Consider the following 20,532-nt stretch of genomic DNA (forward strand, 5'->3'; position numbering starts at 1 on the left):
GTCGTCAGTTCTCCTCGTGGGTTCCGGGGGTTCCGGGGGTTTCGGACCTGATCAGGTCCGCGACCGTCCTCGCCGTGTGTTCCACGTACGGTTCCTCCATGATCGTGAGATGGTCGCCGGGCACGGCGATGATCCGGAGCCTGCCGCCGGCCATGTCCCGCCAGCCGTTGGACTCGTCCTCGTGGCGGCTTCCGGCCGCGCCGTGCATCGCGGCGAGGACGTCGGGCAGGGGTTCCATGGCGCGGATCAGGGTGAGCCCCCGGTACCCGCCCTCGGGGCGGTACTCCAGCGCCGCCCGCCAGTTCGCCCGGTAGACGGCGAAGAGCCGGCGTATGACGGCTCCCGAACTGCCGGCCGGCAGGACGCCCTCGTCGGCCGCGAGGCGGGCGATGAAGTCGAACTTCTCCTCCAGGCCCTCCAGTTCGTCGGGTATGACCTCCATCGGCGAGTCCCCGCCGCGCTTCAGCCAGAGCAGTTCCCAGAAGAACCACCCCAGCAGCGCGTCGTCGTCGTGCCGGTGGCGCTCCTCGCGGCTGAGCGCGGTGGTGTCCAGGAGCACGAGGTGGGCCACCTCCTCGCCGGCCTCCCGCAGGCGGCGGGCGATCTCGAAGGCCACGAAGCCGCCGTAGGACCATCCGCCGACGCTGTACGGGCCGTGCGGCTGCACCGTCCGCAGGGCGGCGATGTAGCTGTCCGCGAGCTCTTCGACGGTGCCGAGCGGTGTGGTGCCGGGGTCCGCGCCGCACGCCTGGAGCGCGTAGAGCGGCTGGTCCGCGGGAAGGTGCCGGGCGAAGGGTACGTAGCACAGCACGTTGCCGCCCATGGGGTGGACCATGAACAGCGGCGGGCGGGTGCCCTGCGGGCGGATGGGGACCAGGGGGGCGTAGGCGGGGGCCGCGCCGCCCGCGCGCAGCCGTGCCGCGAGACCGGCCGCGGTGGGAGCGGCGATGAACTGCGACAGCGGGACGGCGACGCCGTAGCGCTGCTCGATCCGGACCGTCAGCCGCATCGCGGTGAGCGAGGTGCCGCCCAGGTCGAAGAGGTTGTCGTGGACACCGACGGCGGGCAGTTCCAGCAGGTCCGCCAGCATCTCGCACAGTGCGCGTTCGTGGTCGTCGCGCGGCCCGGTCCCGCCGGCTTCGGCGGTGGCGGCCGTGGCGGCGAGCGGCGTCCGGCGCAGGGCGGCGTCGTCCCGCTTCCCGCTGGGGGTCAGCGGCAGGTGGGTCACCCACTGCAGGTGGGAAGGGACCAGGTGTTCGGGCAGGTCGGTGCGCAGCCGCTCGCGGATGGCCGTCAGGTCCTCGGTGGTGCCCTCGCCCACGAGGAAGGCCACGAGGAGGCATTCACCGTTCTTGTGCCGGGCCACCACCGCGGCGTCGTGCAGCGACGGGTACTGCTCGGTGAGTGCGGTGACGGCCAGTTCCACCTCGGCGGGTTCGACGCGGTAGCCGCGCACCTTGACCTGGGCGTCGGCCCGGCCGGTGTACACGAGCGTCCCGTCGGGCAGCACCATCCCGAGGTCCCCGGTGTCGTACAGCATCCGGTCCTCGCCCGCGAAGGGGTGCCGTACGAAGCGCTCCTTGGTGAGGTCGGGGCGGCCTTCGTAGCCGTCGGCCAGGCAGGTGCCGCCCAGGTGGATCGTGCCGCGCACTCCGGCGGGCACCGGGCGCATCCGGGCGTCCAGCACGTACGCCTCGGCGCCGTCGACGGGGCGTCCGATCGGGGGCAGCGTGGGGAAGGCCGCGGGGTCGCCGGTCATGGTGAAGGTGGTGGCGACGTGGGTCTCCGTCGGCCCGTACTGGTTCTCCAGCACGGCGCCGGGGAGCGCGGCGCACAGGGCCCGGATCTCCCGGGTGACGCGCAACTGCTCGCCCGAGGACACCAGCACCCGCAGGGCACGGGGGGTGATGCCCAGGCTCTGCGCGGTCTCCGCCAGCTGCTGGAGTGCCACGTAGGGGAGGAAGACGCGCTCGATGCCCGCGCGGTCGATCAGCCGGAGCAGCTCCGGCATGTCGCGCCGCTCGGCGTCGCCGATGAGGTGCAGCGTGCCGCCGGAGCAGAGGGTGGAGAAGATCTCCTGGAAGGAGACGTCGAAGCTCATCGGTGCGTACTGGAGCGTGGCGCCGCCCGCGGCGCCGCTCTCCGCCCGTGCCTGCCAGTCGACCAGGCCCGCCAGGGAACGGTGCGGCATGGCCACGCCCTTGGGCCGGCCCGTGGATCCGGAGGTGAACAGGACGTAGGCGGTGGTGTCGGCGGGGATCGTCGCCGGGAGCTCCGCCACGGGCCCCGCGGACGGATCGGTCACCGACTCGGCGGGCAGCAGCAGCGAGCGGTCACGGACGAGACCGGCGTGGGCGGCGGGGGCGATGACCCGGAAGGGCCGGGCCTGTTCCTGCATCTCGGCCAGCCGCTTCGCGGGGTAGCCGACGTCCAGCGGCACCACCGCGCAGCCGGCCCGCAGCACGCCCAGGACCACGGCGACGGTGTGCGGCGAACGGTCCATGGCGATCCCGATCCGGGCCCCGACCGGGGCGCCGAGTCCGCGCAGCCGGCGGGCCACCCGGCCGGCCGTCGCGTCCAGCCGCGCGTAGTCCCACCGCTCCTCCCCCATCACCAGGGCGGTGGCCCGCGGCGTGCGGGCGGCCTGCCGTGCGAAGCGTTCGACGACGGTGGGCCGCGGGGTGGCACGGGCCGGGGACGGCCGGCCGGCGAGGAAGGCGAAGTCGGGTTCGGCGTGCGGGTCCTCCACCATGCTCCGCAGGATCTTCCGGTACCCGTCGGCGAAGAGGGCGGCCTGGCCGGCGGAGAATCCGGTGCCGTCGTGGTCGATCCGCATCCACACGCGTCCGCCGTCCGGCTCGGTCACCACGTTCACCAGGAGGCCGAAGTCGGTCTCCTCCCAGGTGCTGATCTCGCGCAGTCGCACGCCCGGCAGGCCGAAGACCCGGGACAGCTGGTGGAAGTGCACGTAGTTGAAGGCGGTGTCCAGGACGGGACCGCCGTGGTCCTCCCGGATGGCGCTCAGCGGGTAGCGACGGTGGGGGTGGCCGTCCTGTTCCTGCCGGAAGGCCTCGCGCGCCACGTCCAGCCACCGGTCCCGCGCGACGTCGAGGCGCAGGGGCACCGTGTTCAGGAAGAGTCCGGCCGTGCGTTCGGCGCCGGCGAGCTCGGGCCGTCCGTGGGTGATCAGTCCGGTGGTCACGTCACCGGTGCCGGCGAACATGGCCAGCGTCAGGCAGTGCGCCGCCAGGAAGACGGACTTGACCGGCAGGTGCTGTGCGGCGGCGAACTCGCGTACCTGCACGAGGAGTTCGGGGTCGAGGTCGGCGCGGTGCGCCGACGGCTCCCGGTCGGTGCCGGGCAGGTGCGTACGGAACGCCTCGATCTGCAGGGGTTCGCTGCCGGCCAGCCTCTCCCGCCAGTACCGCCGCGACTCCACGGACCCCAGGGCGGCGATCTCCTCCCGTGCGTAGGCCGCGGCCGACGGGGCCGGCGTGTCGTCCACGGCGCCGATGGCCAGGCCCAGGCCGTGCGCGTAGTCCTGGAGCAGTTCCTGGAGGAGGGTGGCCACGCTGCCGCCGTCGAGCAGCGCGTGGTGGAAGCTGAGGACCAGGTCGACGGCTCCGGGCCGGACGTGGGCGCGGAAGAGGTACAGGGGGGCCCGGTCGAAGGCGTAGGGGTGGAGGCGGCGGGCCTCGATGTGTGCCCGGACCTCGGCTTCGGCCGCGTCGTCGTCGAGCGGGCGCAGGTCGACGACGTCGAGGCCCCCGGGGGCCTGCGGGCGGACGATCTGCAGCGGCTCGGAGAAGCCGGCGAGGTCGAAGCCGGAGCGCAGTACCGGATGACGCGCGACCAGCTTGCCGAACGCCTGACGGAACGTTCCTTCGTCCCAGGGCAGTTCGAGGGTGTACCGGAAGACGTCCTTGTACGTGGCGGAGGTCTCGCGCCTGCTGCTGTGGTAGAGCAGGCCGAGCTGGAGCCGGGTGAGCGGCCAGGCGTCCTCGGTGCCTTCCAGCCGGGCCCGGTCCACCCGGGACACGAGGGCGAACGGGGAGGGTGCGGCGCTGTCGTCCGGCGCGGTCGCCTCTTCGGCCCGTGCGGCCAGCCCCGCCACCGTCGGGTTCCGGATGAGGTCGGTGAGGGAGAAGCGCAGGCCCCGGGCCTCGGCCCCGGCACGCACGCTGAGCATGAGGATGGAGTCTCCGCCGAGCGCGAAGTAGTCGTCGTCGACGCCGACGTGCTCCCAGCCCAGCACCTCGGCCCAGACCTCGGCGAGTACGGCCTCGGCGCGGCTCCGCGGCGGCCGGCCGCCGTCCGGGGCCGCGGCGTTGCGGGGCTCGGGCAGCGCGCCGCGGTCGGCCTTCCCGTTGGGGGTCAGAGGTATGGCGTCGATCCGCGTGAAGTGGGCCGGGACCATGAACGCCGGCAGGGTCCGCGCGAGCGGCTCGCGCAGCCGTGCGTCGTCCAGGTCGGCGTCGGCGACGTAGTAGCCGACGAGGTGGGTGCCGCGGTCGGCGGTGCTGCGGTCCACGACGATGGCGTCACGGATGCCGGGCAGCGAGCGCAGGGCGCCCGCGACCTCACCCGGCTCCACGCGGTTGCCCCGGATCTTCACCTGGCCGTCGATCCGCCCGAGGTACTCCAGGGCGCCGTCCGCCAGCCAGCGTGCGAGGTCGCCGGTGCGGTAGAGGCGTCCGCCGGGCGTGAACGGGTCCTCGACGAACTTCTCGGCGGTCAGTTCCGGTCGGTCCAGGTAGCCCCGGGCGACACCGACACCACCGATGCACAGCTCGCCGGCGACGCCTGACGGCTGGGGCAGCCCGGCGGGGTCCAGCACGTACAGCCGGGTGTTGTCGATCGGCCGTCCGATCGGGACCCGGGTCACCTTCCCGGCGGGGTCCCCCGGGCAGTCGTGGTACGAGACGTCGACCGTGGCCTCGGTCGGCCCGTACAGGTTGACCAGCCGTACCGGACGCTCCGCCCCGGAGGCCGCGAAGACGCGGTTGAACCGCTCGACGGCGGCCGGCGGCAGGGCCTCGCCGCTGCAGAAGACGTACCGCAGGCGGTCCAGGCCCGCGCGGCCCTCCGGCAGGGTCTCCAGCAGGTCGAGGAACGGTCCGAGCATCGAGGGCACGAAGTGCAGGGCGCTGACCCCCCGCTCCCGCACGGTCCGCAGGATCTCCTGAGGATCCTGCTGGCCACCGGGCGGCAGCAGCGCCACCGCGGCGCCCTCGACGGCCCACCAGAACAGCTCCCACACCGATACGTCGAAGGAGACCGGCGTCTTCTGCAGCAGGACGTCGCCGTCGCCGAGCGGATGGCGGCGTTGCATCCAGGCGAGGCGGTTGACGACGCTGTGGTGCTCCACCATCACGCCCTTGGGGCGGCCCGTCGAACCGGAGGTGTAGATGACGTACGCCAGGTCGCGGGAGCCGGCGACCGGCGCGAGCGGGGCGCCACCGCCCTCCAGCAGCTCCTCGACGCGCCGCACCCTCGCCCCGTCGGGGAGGCCGGCGGCGGGGCCCGTGCCGTCCACGACGACCACCTTGGCGCGGCTGTCCTCCAGCAGGAACCGCACGCGCTCGGACGGGTAGCCGGGGTCCACCGGTACGTAGGCGCCACCGGACTTCAGGACGCCGAGGAGCGCCACCATCAACTGCGGACCGCGTTCCAGCATCACCGCGACGCGGTCGTCCGCGCCGACGCCGTCCTCGCGCAGGGACCGGGCGACCCGGTTGGCCCGCTCGTCCAGTTCGGCGTAGGTGAGCGTCTCGCCGTTCGCCCCGATGACGGCGGTCTGCCGGGGACGGCGGGCGGCCTGCGCTTCGAACAGGCCGTGCAGCGTGGCCTCGTCGGCATACGGCACCCGCGGACCGTGGGCGCGTATCGCGGTGAGGTCCGCGTGTTCGGCGGGCGTCAGCATCGGGACGGCCGACGCCGGCCCGTCCAGCATGGTCACGCCGCGTTCGAGCATCGTCCGGAGGTGGCCGGCGACCGACGCGATGGGCAGGTCCTCGTCGAAGACGTCGCGGGCGTAGTCCAGGTCGACGCGCATGTCGGCGGTGCCGTCGAAGGCGGACACGATGACGCCCAGGGCGTCCTGGTCGTGCGAGGGGGCCATCATGGCCGTCTGCCGTTCGACGCCGGTGACCGGCTCCGGCGGCGGCCAGTGCAGGTAGGAGAGCGTCACGTCGAACAGCCGGCGCGGGCCGTTGGCCGACGGGGGCAGCTCGCGCAGGACGTCGCCCAGCGAGAGGCGCTCGTGGCGCCGCAGCGCGCGGGTCGCGTCCTGGGTCTCGGCGACCAGTTCCCGCACCGTTCGCCCGCCGGGCGCCGGCACCCGCAGCGGCAGGGTGTTGGCGAACTGGCCGAGGACGTCCTTGTGGTGGTCCTCCGGCCGGTTCAGGAAGGGAATGCCCAGGACCGCTTCCTCGCTGCGGTGCAGACGTGTCAGCCAGGTCCCGAACACGGCGGTGATGTAGGCGAACGGCGAGAAGCCGGCGGCGCGGACCTGCTCGACGAGGCTGCCCTCGACGACGAAGGAATGACGTCCGCGGGTGTGCTCGTCGGCGGTGCGCGCGAAGAGCGCGGGCGTCACACCGGTCAGGGCCTCCCGGTGGAAGGCGCGGTCGCGGTCACCCCCGGGACCGGCGCGGTAGGCGGCCTCCTCCTCGATGAACGCGAGGTAGGAGGAGGTCCCGCAGGGGCCGGTGGCCTCACGACCGGGGCTCGTCTTCCGCTCGTATTCCGCGAAGACCTCATGGCTGAGCCGGTGGACGGTCCAGCCGTCGGCGAGGATGTGGTGCACCTTGACGTGCAGGTGCGTGACGTCCGGGCCCTCCAGGAGCAGTGTGGCCTCGACCAGGGCCCCGCCGTCGGTGAGGGGCAGTGCCGTCTCCATGGAGCGCCGTGTCCACTCGGCGCACGCCACGTCCGGTTCGGGCTCCCGGGTGAGGTCCACCCGGGTGACGCGGATGTCCTCGCCCGCCGCCCACTGGAAGGGCCTCCCCTCCTTTTCGCCGAAGCGCAGCCGGAAGGTCTCGTGACGCCTTAACGCTTCCTCGACGCACCCGGTGAGCGCGTCGTGGTCGACGCGGCCCCGCAGCTTCTCGTGGAGGACGCCGTTGAACTGCGGTGATCGGGGAGCCTGGGAGGCGGCGGCCCAGACGTCCCGTTGATATGCCGTCAGCGGGTGCCGCGCGATGTCGTTCACTGCACTGGATACCTGTCTGCCACTGAAGGCCGCTCCGGTCGCCGCCTTCGCCGTGATCGACATGATGCCGAGCCGCAGGTGGAGATTCGGGACACAGGTGCGAATTGCCGGAATTCGCCCGAAGAGCCTTAAGGGGGCCGTTAGCGCACCTGTACCCCCTTGACGCCCCCGAGGCTCCCGGCACCCGCGGTCGGTCCGACGGGCCCGGTGGCGCCGCTCCCGTCGCGCGGGAGCGGCACCACGCAAGGATGTGGCCCGTCAGGCCTTGCCCTTGAGGGACGCCACCAGCTGCTTCGTCAGCTTGGTGGCGCCCGTGACACCGTTGTCGCTCCCGCTGCTGGCGAGCACGGTCACCACCGAGGTGCCGACCCGCGCGGCCACCAGCGCGGTGCCGCCCTGCCAGGCGGTGCTCGTCTGGGTGATGACCCAGGCGCCGTCGCCCAGACCCGCCAGGGGCTTTTCGGTGACCGTCACCTTGGCGTGGGTGTCGCCGTCGGTGTAGCTCGGGCAGGCCATGGAGATCTTGCCCAGCGCGTCGAGCACGGTCGTGGCGGTCGTGTCCCGGTAGACGTCGATCTCCTGGGCGAACTCCTCGGAGGAGTTCTTGTTCACATAGGCGTTCTGCGCGAACGAGACGCCGGTGATCCCGGTGATCTCCGTCCACGAGGTCCCGCCGAGCTTGGTGCAGTCGGGGGTGGGCACATCGGCGGTGGCCGGCAGCTGGTACGTGTCGCCGGTGTCGCGCGCGAGCTCCGGATCGGGGGTGAAGCCGGACGCGAAGAACGAAGCGGGCGCGAGCGCCGCCTTGAGCTGCTTGCCGGTCGGCAGGCCCTTGTTGGGCTCGGCGGCCGGGGCCGCGGCCGACGGCGCCGCGGCGGCCGCAGGCGATCCCGCGGCCGGGGCCTTCGGGGCGGCCTTCGTGTCGGTGAAGGAGCAGGCGGTCAGCGCCAGCGGAAGTGCCGCGATGGTGAGAAGCCTGGCGGCGGAGGATATCTGACGCACGATGTGACTCGACCTCGATGTTCGCATGCATGACGCACCGGATCACCCGGTACGTCACGGTTCGGCTGAGACCGGATCACCCGGTCCCGCCCCCGCCCGCACGCGGCAGGGCGCCGGTCGGCGCCGAGAGGGGTGGAGCGGGAGGCGGGGCCGACGGGTTGAGGCCCGGCGGAGCTCAGCAAGGGGACTCGCGCATCCCATCGGGTCGCCCCCCGGCAGGGCAAGAGCCCGGCAAATGCTTTGCCAGAGGATGGAAAACGTTTACCGGAATACGCCCGTCCGCCCTCGGATCCTGCTAAAAGGCCTCTTCGGCGGGCGATCCGGTCGGCAGGCCGGGTCGTCCGGTGGCGTCGGGAAGTCCTTCCACGAGGGCGGCGGCTTCGGCGTGGCGGGGGTGGTTGAGCTCCGTCAGGGTGCGATGGGCCGTGGCCAGGGCGGTGCGGGCCTCCTCGTCGCGGCCGAGGTGGTGCAGGGCGATGCCCAGGTCGAGGCGGGCCGGTTCGCTCCAGGCCGGCATGTCCGCGGCCTCGAAGCAGCTGAGCGCCCGGCGCAGGTGGGCTTCCGCCTCGGACCAGCGGGCGAGTACGGCCAGGTCGCCACCGAGGTGGTAGAGGGTGGCGGCGTGGTAGACGGCGATGAGGTCGGGCGACTGGCCCGCGATTCCCGCGCGGCAGATGGCCTCGCTGCTGCGGTGGATGGCGAGGGCATGGCCGGCGTGGCCGGTCTCGCGCAGGTAGACGCCGAGGGTGTTGAGGGTCGTCAGTTCGGCGAGACGGCCTTGGGGGGTGGTGTTGTCGCGGTGGCAGGCGGCGGAGTCGCGCAGCCAGGCGATGGCCTCGCCGGTGCGGCCGAGGCGTTTGAGCGCGCCCGCCCCGTAGCCCAGGGCCCAGCCCATCTGGAGCCGGTCACCGCCCTCCCGGGCCGCGGTGAGGGCCGCGTCGGCGGTCTCCAGGGCGGCGTGGTGGTCGTAGGTGCACATGTTGTAGGCCCAGGCCAGGTAGTTGAGGTGCACGGTCTCGTCCGCGCGGCTGCCCAGCGCGCGGGCGGCGGCGACGGAGAGCCGGAACACCTCCACCCACTGCTCCCAGTGCTGGGTGCGGTCGGAGAACCAGTGCATGGCCTCGGCGGTGTCGACGACCTCGCGGTGCCATCCGGCGGCCCGGGCGTGGTGGAGCGCCCAGAGCCACTGGGCGCGTTCGGCTTCCAGCCAGGCGCGGGCCCCTTCGAGGCCGGTGGGGGCGGTCCCGGGGTCCGGGTCGCCGTCGGGGGTCCGGCCGTGGTCCGCGTCGCCGTCGGGGGTCCGGCCGTGGTCCGCGTCGAAGTGGAGCGCCGCCGCCGCGGCCCGGGTCAGCATCCAGCGGGCGGTGCGGTCACGGGCGCCCGCGAGGGCGGTCGGGTCGTCGTCGGCGGCGAGCTGCTCGGTGGCGAACAGCTTCAGCAGATCGTGGAAGCGGTAGCGCTCTGTTTCCGGGTGCGGCTGGAGGAGACCGCGGTCGGCGAGGTCCTCGACGCACAGCCGGGCCCGGCGCAGGGTGACGCCCGCCAGCACGGCCGCGGTCTCCGGGCTGAAGTCGGGGCCGGCCGCCAGGGCGGCGCGCCGCAGCAGGGTGCGGGCGGTCGGCGTGAGGCGGCGGTAGGACAGCGCGAACGCGGCCCGCATCTCCAGACTCCCCGCCCTCAGGGCGTCCAGGCGGCTTTCCTCGCGAGCGAGTTGGGCGACCAGCTTGCCCAGGCGCTCCTGCGGCCGGATCGCCAGGCGCTGTCCGGCGATCCGGACGGCCAACGGCAGGTGGCCGCACAGGTCGGCGAGGTCGCGGGCGGCCTCGGCCTCCCGGGCGACGCGCTGTGCGCCGATGATCCGGGATATCAGTTCGACGGACTCCTCGCGGTGCAGCAGGGCGAGGTCGACGCGGTGCGCGCATTCCAGGCCGGCCAGGGCGTGGCGGCTGGTGACGACGGTCAGTGAGTTGCCCCGGCCCGGGAGCAGCGGGCGGAGCTGGTCCTCGTCCGCCGCGTTGTCCAGCAGCAGGAGCAGTCGGCGGACCGCGGTGACCGAGCGGAGCAGACCCGTACGGTCCTGGGTGTCGTGGGGGACGGCACGCTCGGACACGCCGAGGGCGCGCAGCAGACGGGCCAGGACCTCACGCGGGTCGGCGGGCCGCTCGTCCATGCCGCGCAGATCGACGGCGAACTGGCCGTCGGGGTAGTGCGGGGCGAGGGAGTGCGCGGCGTGGACGGCGAAGGCGGTCTTGCCGAGGCCCGGCTGCCCGGCGACGACCGCGACGGGGGCCGAGTCCCCTCCGGGGCGTTCGGCCAGGGCGCGCAGGCGGGCCAGGGCCTGGGTACGGGCGGTGAAGTCACTGAGGTCGCGCGGCAGCGGCAGGGTGCCCGGGGGCACGGTGGCCGGGCGTGAGCGGGGACGGCCGAAGGCGGCGGCCCGTTCCAGGCCGCCGCGGTCCGCGGTGTCCAGGGCGAGTGCGCGGGCCAGGGCCTGCACGGTACGGCGCTGCGGTCCGCGGGTACGGCCGCGTTCCAGATCGACGAGGGTGCGGACGCTCACTCCCGCGGCGTGGGCGAGTCGCTCCTGGGTGTGGCCGGCGCGGACGCGCAGGCCGCGCAGCAGCTCCCCGAACCCGCCGGGCGCGGATCCGCCGCCGCTCATGACGGACCGGCTGCTGATGAACGCCCGATGGCAGGGACTCGGCAGGGCTGCCGCACGTGGAACGCTCCTCGTGGTGCCGCGCTCCCCGGGTGCGGCGCGATCTGTACGGCAGAAGTATGCCGGATCCAGTCCTGCGGGCTGAACCGCCTGGTCCGAGCCGTCGGGTGCGTGCTCGACTGGGTCCGGCCGCACGGCCGGAACACGGCACGGCTGGGCACGGCAGGGCACGGCTGGGCACGGCACGGCCGGCCCACGGCCGGCCTCCGAGGCCTCAGGACCGACCCCTCACACCGCACGCCCCTCTCGCGCTGCGGTACCCCCACCCCACCCCATCACCACACCCACCATCCCTCGCCATCACCAACACCGCGGTGCCGGCCCGTGGAAGGACACACCATGACATCGAGCCCCCTGTCCCTGACGAGCCCGGACCGTCCGGCGGCCCGCTACACCGTGGAGGAACTCTCCAGGATCGTCGGCATGTCGCCGAGGAACGTCCGGGCGCACCAATCGCGCAAGTTGCTGCAGCCGCCGATCCGCAGGGGGCGGGTCGGCTACTACGACGACGCGCACGTACGCCGGCTGGAGCACATCGTTTCGCTGCAGCGGCAAGGCTTCAACCTGGTCTCCATCGCGGCCATCCTCGGTGCGGAGGGCCGCGATGACGACCGGGAGAAGCTCACCACCGCCCTGCAGCGGGCGATACGGGAACGGCCCGGCGTCTTCCACTCCCTGAACCGGCACGGCGTGGTCGGCTGGGACGAGGACGGCGCCGTGCGCATCGCCCGGCCGGGCATCCTGCGTGCCTCCCTCGACCTCGTCCGGGCGGGGATCCCCGCGGCGGTCACCCTGCAGTGCCTGGCACGGTTGCTGGACCGGGTCGACGGCGCCGCCGAGGAGCTGATCAAGGTCGTCGGCTCGGACATCCTCGCGCTCAACCTGCCCTGCCACGAGCGGAGTTCCGCTGCCGGACCGGATGACCACAGCACCGGCGTCTTCGCCCAGGGATTGGTGGAGCTCCTGGCGAGCGCGTTCCGCGCGGCTGCCGAGAACCACGGCCGGGAACTGGCCGCGGACCTGCTGGCCGGCGGCCACGGGTCCGCGCCCTGGATCGAGGAATCCGTCGTCGTCGAGAACGGATGAACGATGCGCCTCCCCCGGTGGGCCGGTGACACCGTTCCGTGCCGCGGTCGATCCGGTGTTGGGCACGGGTTCGATCCGTTCGCCGAGGACCGGCCCCATCCGCCCTACGGTCGGTGGCGGCCGGGCTTGCCGCGGGGGTCGCGAGACCGCCGGCCCCCGACCGCGGCGAGCCGCCCGCCCTCCCGTCGATCGCACCACCCACCCACCCATCCATCCATCCACCCACCGACCGACCGACCGACCGTCCCCGTATCAGGATCGTGAAATCCCATGAAACGCACGTCCCCGTTTCCGGGCGCCGCCAAGGTCGAGAGCTATCGGCTGCGCGTCGACGCACGGTTGGACCACGAGCCGGGCGGGTCCCTGGTGCTGGAGCAATCCCGCTACCGGCTGCGCCTCCCCGAGCCGGAGGCCGGCCGGCGCGCCCTGCTCCTGCGCATGGCCGAGGGGTGGCTGAGCGATCTTCAGATAGCCCAGCTCATCACCGGCCTGGAGGGCGAATCACGCGTCCTGCCCGCCCAACTCCTGGTACGACGGCTCCTGTCGCACTGCTGGCTGGAGCGCAGGATCGCCGCCGGGGCCCGGGCGCTGCTGGACGTGGTGCCCCGTGGGCTCGGGGCGCAGAGCGGTCCCGTCCGGCGCCTGCACGGCGCCGGGGTGCTCTACCGGCTGTCCCGCTTCGCGGTTCTCCGCACCGATCGGGGCCGGATGCTGGCCCACTCCCCGCTGAGCACCGTCGCCATCGCCTGTGCGCACACCCAGCTGGGCGCGGTCCTGGCGGGCGCGGCGGGGAACGGGGTCGGCCGGCTCGACGTGGCCAAGGCACTGGAGGTGGACGAGCCCACCGCCGGGTACGTGCTGGACGAACTGCTCTCCGCGCAGGTCCTGGTGACGTCCGAGGAAGCCGAGGCCGAGGTCAGCACCGCGCCGATGGGTCTGTGGTCGCCGGAGGAACTGTGGCTGCACGACCGGACGCGGCCGCAGCGCAACGCGGCGCCGATCGGCGCCACCCACCGCTTCCGCGGCGTCCTGGAACCGGAGCCCGAGCCGGAGCCCGAGCCGGAGCCCGCGCGGGCCGGCGGTCCCGCCGCGCGGCGCACCATCGCGCTGCCCGCGCCCGCCGCGCGCCCCGCCGGCGCGACGCCCGACTCGCTGGCCGCGGTGATGTCCCGTCGGCGCAGCGTGCGCCGCCAGGACGACGCCCGGCCGATCACCGCGGCCCAGTTGGCCGAGTTCCTGCACCGGGTCCAGCACCTCGGACCCGCCGCGACCGGCGAGGTGGACGGTCCGGAGACCGGCAGGCGCCCGTACCCGGGGGCCGGCGGGATCGGCGAACTGGAGATCTATCCGCTGGTCTCGCGCTGCGCCGGGCTGGAGAGCGGGCTCTACCACTACGACTCGGTACGGCACCGGCTGGCGGCCGTCGCCGCCACCGGCCCCGAGACCGCGAAGATGCTCTCGTTCGCGCGCGCCACGGCCGCCATGCCGGACCCGCCCCAGGTGCTGTTCGTGATCACCGCGCGGATCGGACGCCTGATGTGGAAGTACGAAGGAATTCCGTACGCGTTGGCCCTCAAGGACGCCGGAATCCTGACCGCCTGGATGTACCTCGTCGCCACCGACATGGGGCTGGCCCCGTGCGCCCTGGGGGCGGGAGACGTCGCCTCGTTCGCCACGTTGTCGGGACTGGACACGCTGGTCGAACCCGCCATCGCCGAGTTCACCCTCGGCTCCTGCCCGTCCGACTGCGAGGAGCAGCCTTGAGATTCCGCAAACAGGCCCTGCGAAAGCTCGAATCACCCGAGCAACTCGACGAGATCGCCCGACTCGCCTCGATACCGGCCTGGTTGACGACGGTGGCACTGCTGGTCGTGGTGCTCTCCGTCGGCACCTGGTCGGCGTTCGCCTCCGTTCCGAAGACCGTCGCCGCTCCCGGGGTGCTCACCCACGCGGCGGGCGCCGTCACCCTGGACGCCACCCGGCAGGGGCAGGTGGCCTCGGTCCTGGTGTCCCCGAACCAGCGGGTCGGCAAGGAACAGCCTCTCTACACCCTGGTCGGCCAGAACGGCTCGACCGAAACGGTCACCGCGCCGTGGACCGCGCACGTGGTCAGTGTGCGGATCTCCGAAGGGGAGATGCTGCTGCCCGGGAGCAAGGTCGCCGTTCTGGAGCGGCTGGACACGCCCGGCGACCGGTTGGAGGCGATGGTCTACGTCCCTGCGGCCCATGCCCCGCTGCTGCGCGTCGGCATGCCCGTACGGCTGTCGACCACGGCGGCTCCGGTGAGCGTCTTCGGCACGCTGTCCGGAACGGTCTCGGCCGTCGGTTCCCTGCCGGAGACGGAGGAGTCCCTGCACGCCTTCCTCGGCTCCGGCCGCGATGTGACGCCGTTCCTCAGTACCGGTCCGGTCGTCGCGGTGGCCGTCCGCCTCACCCCGGACGCCGGGTCGCCGAGCGGGCTGAAGTGGTCGCGCTCCGCCCCGTCCTTCGCGCTGAACTCGCAGAGCGCGGTGACGGCGACCCTGACCGTGGCCCAGGAGCGCCCGCTGAACTGGCTGGTGAAACGATGAGGGTGACCCTCCCGAAGCGCGACACCGACCGGCCGACCGCCAGGCGGGTGCGCACGCCCACCGTGATCCAGATGGAGGCCACCGAGTGCGGGGCAGCCTCGCTGGGCATCGTACTGGCCCACTACGGCCGGCACGTCCCGCTCGAAGAGCTCCGGCAGGCCTGCGGGGTGAGCCGGGACGGCTCCACCGCGGCCAGCGTCGCCAAGGCGGCGCGCCGGTACGGGCTGACGGCACGCGGTCGGCAGAGTCCCGTCGCGGACCTCGGCTCCGTGCGGCTGCCGGCCATCCTGTACTGGAACTTCGAACACTTCCTGGTGCTGGAGGGCCTGGGGCGGAAGGTCCGGCTCAACGACCCGGCCACCGGCCCCCGTACGGTGAGCTGGGAGGAGTTCGACGACGCCTACACCGGCATCCTGATCGCGGTGGAGCCGGGTCCCGCGTTCGAGCGCGGCGGGCACCCGTTCAGTCTGGTCCGCACGCTGCGCGAACGCTGGCGCAACCTCGGCTCGGTCGTGCCCCAGACCGCGATCCTCGGCCTCCTGGTCGCTCTGGTCGGCATCGCGGTGCCCGCCCTCACCCGGGTCTTCGTCGACCGGGTGCTGCTCGGCTCGGAATCGGCGACCTCCGTCGCGCTGGTCGCGGCGATGGCCGTGGCCACCGTGATCACCCTCGTCGCCGGATGGCTCCAGCAGCGCCTGCTCGTGCGCGCCGAGACCGCGGTGGCGCTCGGCAGCGCGGCCCGCCTGATGCGGCACATGCTGCGGCTTCCGCTGGGCTTCTTCAACCAGCGCATGGCGGCCGATCTGGCCCGGCGGGTACGCACCAACGACCTGGTGGCCGACATCTTCACCCGGCGTCTGGCATCCACCGCGGTGGACATGGCGCTGGCCCTGTCCTACGCCGCGCTGCTGTGCCAGTACGACCTCGTCCTCGGGCTGTGCGCGCTGGTCTTCTCCGGGCTCAACGTGGTCGTGCTGCGCTGGCTGTCCACCATCCGCGCGACCGCCATCGCAGGCCTGCAGGCCGAGCGCGGGCGGCTGTTCGCCGCCGTGTACACCACCATCTCGATGATCGAGACCGTCAAGGCCAGCGGGCAGGAGGAGCTGAGCTACCAGCAGTTCGCCGCGCGTCAGGCGGCGGTGACCACGGGGCAGCAGAAGGCGGGCGTGCCCGCGGCCGTCGTGGCGGCGGTGCCCGCGCTGCTCGCCGCGCTGAACACCGCCGTGCTGATCGCACTGGGCAGTCACCTCGTCCTGACCGGCACCCTGACCGTCGGAGTGCTCGTCGCCATGCAGGGCCTGGCCGTGGCGATGAACCGGCCCGTCACCAGCCTCACCACGGTCAGTGCCCAGGTCGAGGAGATCGGCGCGGACCTGCAGCGCCTCCAGGACGTGGAGCGCTATCCGCTGCCGCCGGCACCCGCCGTCTCCGGCACGCCCACACCGCTGGAAGGCCACGTGGTGCTCGACCGGGTCACCTTCGGCTACAACCCCCTGGTCCCGCCCCTCCTCCAGGACTTCTCGCTCGACCTGCCCCCCGGGGCGCGGGTGGCACTGGTCGGCGGCTCCGGCAGCGGGAAGTCCACCGTCGGCCGGCTGCTCGCCGGACTGCACCAGCCCTGGAGCGGGCGGATCACCGTCGACGGCCGCGAGCCGCAGGCGCTCGACCCGGGGCTGTGGGCCGCCACCATGGCGATGGTCGACCAGGACAAGATCATGTTCGAGGGCACGGTCCGGGACAACGTCACCCTGTGGGACCCGACCATCCCCGACGAGGACGTCGTACAGGCCCTCAAGGACGCGTGCATCCACCAGGAGGTGGCGGCCCGCCCCGGCGGTCTGGCCAGCCCGGTGCACGAAGGCGGACGCAACTTCTCCGGAGGTCAGCGCCAACGCCTGGAGATCGCCCGCGCCCTGGTCCGCAACCCCCGGCTGCTCATCCTGGACGAGGCCACCAGCGCCCTGGACACCGAGACGGAGCGAATGATCGACTCCAACCTGCGCCGCCGCGGCGCCACGTGCCTCATCGTGGCCCACCGCCTGTCCACCATCCGTGACTGCGACCGGATCATCGTGCTCCAGCACGGCCAGGAGGTCGAACGCGGCACGCACGACGCCCTCATGGAACGCGACGGTTCCTACGCGGCGCTCATCCGGCACCAGGCGAGGTCAACGGGGGAAACCACATGAGCACCGCCGCTCCACCCCAGGACTGGGACCTGCTCGCCCGACTGGCGGCCCCCGGCTCCACCGCGGCCCGTCGCATCGACGGGCGGCACACCGTCTACCTGGTCGAAGGCGGGCCCGCCGACATCTTCGCGAGCCGTCTCGCGCCCGAAGGCGACACCTCCCGGCAGCACTTCGTCGCCCGCTGCCCCGCCCACAGCGCCATCCCGTCCTCGACCGCGACCGGCGAGTGGCAGCTCACCGTGGTGCCACTGCCCGGCGGCCGCCTCCGCGGCGTCGACCACGACCAGCTCTCCAGGCTGGTCCGCCAGGTGCGGCCGGAGGAACCGGACGCCGGCCGGCCACCCGGTCACGACGACCGTGTCGCCGACGTGATCAGCGACGCCCTCGACCGGGCCCTGCAGGCCGTCTCGGACGCCGTACGCTCCACCGGCGCCCCGCGGGACGCCCAGGTCCTGCGCTCCCGGCAGATCGTCTCGCTCACGCGCGGCCGTACGGTCGTCGGCAGCGGCCGGCCGTGCTGGATCCGGCTGGCGGACGGCCGCATGAGCAAGAACGGCCTGGCCGACCACGTCGTCTCGGCCGGACGCGAGGCGCTCTTCCTCGGCCTCCAGGACTGGACCCGTGCGGAGTCGGACTGTCTGGTCGAGCTCCTGAACACCCCGGACCTGCTGCGCTCCGGAGCCCTCTTCGAAGCGGTCGACCAGCAGATGGCCCATCTGGTGCGTTCGCTCGGCGACCGCGCCCTGGCGACCGACACCGCGTTCCTGCACGCCCTCGACGCCCGCAAGCGCGCCGCCGAGCAGATGGTGGCGGCGAGTGCCCGACGGGCCCTGGGGGTGCTCGGCGCGAACAGCGCCCGCGGTGGGCGGCTCGCCACCGACGGCGCCCAGGACGCCCGGGCCTGGGCGGTCGAGACCCTCCAGGTGGTCACCGAGGGGGCGGACATCTCCGTGACCGAGCCGCCCACCCACACGCCGGGGACGAGCGACCACGGCGACGAACTCCGGGCGGTCGCCCAGAGTTCGGGGCTCCACCTGCGGCAGGTCCGGCTGTCCGCGAAGTGGTGGCACAACAACGTCGGACCGCTCATCGGCTGGCGCCCGGCCGCCTCGGCCGGCGCCGCCGTGGCCTCGGACTCCGACGCCGACGGGGGCGCCGACGGGGGCGCCCGGCTGATCCCGGTTCCCCTGCTGTTCGCCCGCGGCAGGTACTGGATGGTCAACCCGCACACCCGGGCGCGCACCCCGGTGGACCGGCGGCGCGCGGACACCTTCGGCCAGAACGCCACCCTGGCCCAGTTGCCCCTGCCCGCGGACACCAGTCTGCGGCAACTCCTGCGCCGGGGGGCCTTCGGCACCGCGTCGGAGCTGCGGTCCATGCTGGCCACCGGAGTCGCCGTGGCGTCGCTGAGCCTGGCCACCCCGCTGCTGATCGGCCAGGTGCTCAGTTCCCTGACGTCCGGGGGCCTCCAGGACCTTCCCTGGGCCACCGGACTGTACCTGGTGAGCGCCGTGGCGGCGGCCCTGTTCACCGCGCTCCTCAACCTGCACGCGCTGCGGCTGGAGGACCGCCTGGAATCGGGGATCCAGCTCGCCCTGTGGGACCGGCTGATGCGGCTCCCGTCCGACTTCTTCACCCGGACCACCAGTGGCGTCCTGGCCAGCAAGATGCTGGGCACCGCCTACGCCCGCCAGGCCTTGAACGGGCTGGCGACCCGGATCTTCCTCGCCCTGCTGACCGCGGCGGCCGGACTGGCCCTGACCCTGACGATCAATCCCGTCGTCGGCCTGTACACCCTCGTACTGCTGGCGGGCACCAGCGGCCTGGGAGTCCTCTTCGGCCTGGTGGTGATCCGCCGTCAGCGCCAGGCCCTGCCGGCCGAGCACCACGCCGCGGCCGTGACCAACGAGATCTTCGGCGGCATCATGAAGATCCGGCTGGCCGCCGCCGAGAACGCCATGTTCAGCCGCTGGGCGCAGGCCACCGTGGTGGCGCGCGCCCGGCTGCAGCGGGTGCACCGGGTGCAGGGAGCCCTGTCCGCGGTCGCCGTCACCGTCCCCATCGCCGGACAGCTGATCCTCTTCGCCCTGCTGGCGGGCCCTTTGCGGGGGCAGGTGCCGGCGAGCGGCTTCTTCACCCTCAACGCGGCCTTCGCCCTGCAACTCCAGTCCATGATCCTCCTGGTCACCAGCGGCGCCGAGTTCGTCGTCGTACTCCCCCGCCTGCACGGCCTCACGGAGGTACTGACGGCGCGGGCCGAGCGCGAACCCAGCCACGTCCAGCCGCTGGACCTCCGGGGAGAGATCGAGATCGTCAACGCGACCTTCGGCTACCCGGGCCTGGACACCCCGGTGCTCGACAAGGTGACGCTGCACGCCCGCCCCGGCCAGTTCGTCGCGATCGTGGGTCCCAGCGGCTCCGGCAAGTCCACCCTCCTGCGGCTGCTGCTCGGCTTCGAGCGCCCGCGCAGCGGCTCCGTGCTCTACGACGGGCAGGACCTTTCCGAGCTCGACGTGCAGGCCGTACGCCGGCAGTGCGGCGTGGTCCTCCAGGACGGCCGGCTGTTCAGCGGCACCATCCGGGAGAACATCTGCGGCGCCCAGCCCTACTCCGTCGAGCAGGTCTGGGAAGCGGCCGCCATGGCGGGGCTCGACGAGGACATCCGCCGGATGCCCATGGCGCTCAACAGCCTGCTGTCCTTCGGCGGCGGCGCCCTGTCCGTCGGCCAGAGGCAACGTGTCCTGATCGCCAGGGCGCTGATCTCCAAACCGCGGGTGCTCTTCTTCGACGAGGCCACCAGTGCTCTCGACAACCACACCCAGGAGATCGTCACCGCGAGCACCCGGCAACTCGCCGCGACCCGGATCGTCATCGCCCACCGGCTCTCCACCGTGATCAACGCGGACGTCATCCTGGTCATGGACCAGGGTCGGATCGTCCAGAGCGGCACCTATCACGAACTGCTCGCGGACACCGGCGGGCTGTTCCACCGGCTCGCCCAGCGCCAGCTGTGGGCACAGTCGGCGAACCCGAGCGGTGCCGCCGCCAACTCCCCCGCTCCATGACGGAAAGCGAAGGTCCGCACGATGGAAGAAGCCGAGCGCAGTGATTTCGCCGCTCGATACAACGCGGTGGTCGCGGCCGTCTGGTCGGATCCCGGCAAGGAGCGGATGCTGTCCCGCGATCCCGGGGCCCTGCTCGCCGAGCACGGGATCGAGGTGCCGATGGGCACCGTCATCGACGTCGTCCGCAATCGGCCCGTGACGTCCGGCGTGCTGGAATCCCAGATCCGGGCGTGGGGGGAGATCGCCGACCGCGGCGTCCTCCGGCTGCTGGTCCCGTACCCGGAGCGGTTCGAGGCCGTCGACCTGTCCGAGGAGGAGCTGGACTCCCTCGTCGCCGGCCTCGGCCACCCGGCGCTGTCCGACGTTCCACGCTGAACGCCGCCGCATCCCGGGCAACCGAAACCCGCAGGAAATACAGCAACAGCAGAGGAGAAGGACCGTGAACGAGGAAGACGAGACCTACGCCGCCGATCTCTCGGACGACGACCTCCAGGCGCTCGTGGCAGGCCTCAAGGGGCTGACCGTCACGAACGACGAATAGGCACCACACCATCCGGCGCCCACGGCGGGGGGGGGGGGGGGGGGGGGGGGGGGGCGGGGCGCGGGAGGGGGGGGGAGGGTTTTGGTGGGGGGTGGGGGGGGGGGGGGGAGGGGGAAGAGGAACAAAAGGACACAAAAAAAAAAAAAA

Annotated in this window: 9 protein-coding genes; 6 read left to right on the forward strand and 3 right to left on the reverse strand. The window is 73.0% G+C overall.

The genetic code is table 11. The features are described from left to right. Nucleotides 1-4 precede the first annotated feature (4 nt). The 3 genes from ACZ5D2_RS17515 to ACZ5D2_RS17525 form a co-directional block, all read right to left on the reverse strand. On the reverse strand, nucleotides 5-7,204 hold the full coding sequence (locus ACZ5D2_RS17515; RefSeq protein ID WP_468930177.1) for an amino acid adenylation domain-containing protein: 7,200 nt from the start codon (nucleotides 7,202-7,204) through the stop codon (nucleotides 5-7). A 267-nt stretch (nucleotides 7,205-7,471) separates the two neighbouring features. After that, entirely contained in the window at nucleotides 7,472-8,215 is a 744-nt protein-coding gene (locus ACZ5D2_RS17520; RefSeq protein WP_371675121.1) for a hypothetical protein, read from the reverse strand. A 295-nt stretch (nucleotides 8,216-8,510) separates the two neighbouring features. After that, nucleotides 8,511-10,877 carry an ATP-binding protein gene (locus tag ACZ5D2_RS17525; protein ID WP_468930149.1) on the reverse strand — a complete coding sequence of 789 codons (2,367 nt, stop codon included), beginning with the start codon at nucleotides 10,875-10,877 and terminating at the stop codon, nucleotides 8,511-8,513. Between the two features lie 396 nt (nucleotides 10,878-11,273). On the opposite strand from ACZ5D2_RS17525, the gene ACZ5D2_RS17530 reads away from it, so the two are divergent. From ACZ5D2_RS17530 to ACZ5D2_RS17555, 6 genes are all read left to right on the forward strand, one after another. After that, a complete protein-coding gene (locus tag ACZ5D2_RS17530; protein ID WP_371675123.1) occupies nucleotides 11,274-12,020 on the forward strand; it encodes a MerR family transcriptional regulator in 747 nt (248 codons plus the stop codon). A 270-nt stretch (nucleotides 12,021-12,290) separates the two neighbouring features. Then, nucleotides 12,291-13,784: a SagB family peptide dehydrogenase gene (locus ACZ5D2_RS17535; protein WP_468930153.1), complete on the forward strand. Its 1,494-nt coding sequence runs from the start codon at nucleotides 12,291-12,293 to the stop codon at nucleotides 13,782-13,784. Then, nucleotides 13,781-14,590, forward strand: coding sequence for an HlyD family efflux transporter periplasmic adaptor subunit (locus ACZ5D2_RS17540; RefSeq protein WP_371675125.1), 810 nt, complete (start codon nucleotides 13,781-13,783; stop codon nucleotides 14,588-14,590). Before ACZ5D2_RS17535 ends, ACZ5D2_RS17540 begins: the two co-directional genes overlap by 4 nt. Next, complete coding sequence (locus ACZ5D2_RS17545; RefSeq protein WP_468930156.1) at nucleotides 14,587-16,779, forward strand: NHLP family bacteriocin export ABC transporter peptidase/permease/ATPase subunit; 2,193 nt, start codon at nucleotides 14,587-14,589, stop codon at nucleotides 16,777-16,779. The genes ACZ5D2_RS17540 and ACZ5D2_RS17545 overlap by 4 nt, the downstream gene beginning before the upstream one ends. Beyond that, nucleotides 16,776-19,844 (forward strand): ATP-binding cassette domain-containing protein, encoded by a 3,069-nt coding sequence (locus ACZ5D2_RS17550; protein WP_468930159.1) that lies wholly within the window; start codon nucleotides 16,776-16,778, stop codon nucleotides 19,842-19,844. The genes ACZ5D2_RS17545 and ACZ5D2_RS17550 overlap by 4 nt, the downstream gene beginning before the upstream one ends. A gap of 21 nt (nucleotides 19,845-19,865) precedes the next feature. Then, on the forward strand, nucleotides 19,866-20,219 hold the full coding sequence (locus ACZ5D2_RS17555) for a hypothetical protein (RefSeq protein ID WP_468930161.1): 354 nt from the start codon (nucleotides 19,866-19,868) through the stop codon (nucleotides 20,217-20,219). The last annotated feature ends 313 nt before the right edge of the window (nucleotides 20,220-20,532 follow it).

It is taken from the genome of Streptomyces sp. NPDC031479 (genome assembly GCF_055581065.1).

Excerpts from the sequence above, each read along its gene's own strand:
- ACZ5D2_RS17550 (WP_468930159.1), top strand. The coding sequence starts at position 16,776 with ATGAGCACCGCCGCTCCACCCCAGGACTGGGACCTGCTCGCCCGACTG.
- ACZ5D2_RS17555 (WP_468930161.1), top strand. The coding sequence starts at position 19,866 with ATGGAAGAAGCCGAGCGCAGTGATTTCGCCGCTCGATACAACGCGGTG.
- ACZ5D2_RS17530 (WP_371675123.1), top strand. The coding sequence starts at position 11,274 with ATGACATCGAGCCCCCTGTCCCTGACGAGCCCGGACCGTCCGGCGGCC.
- ACZ5D2_RS17535 (WP_468930153.1), top strand. The coding sequence starts at position 12,291 with ATGAAACGCACGTCCCCGTTTCCGGGCGCCGCCAAGGTCGAGAGCTAT.
- ACZ5D2_RS17545 (WP_468930156.1), top strand. The coding sequence starts at position 14,587 with ATGAGGGTGACCCTCCCGAAGCGCGACACCGACCGGCCGACCGCCAGG.
- ACZ5D2_RS17525 (WP_468930149.1), bottom strand. The coding sequence starts at position 10,877 with ATGAGCGGCGGCGGATCCGCGCCCGGCGGGTTCGGGGAGCTGCTGCGC.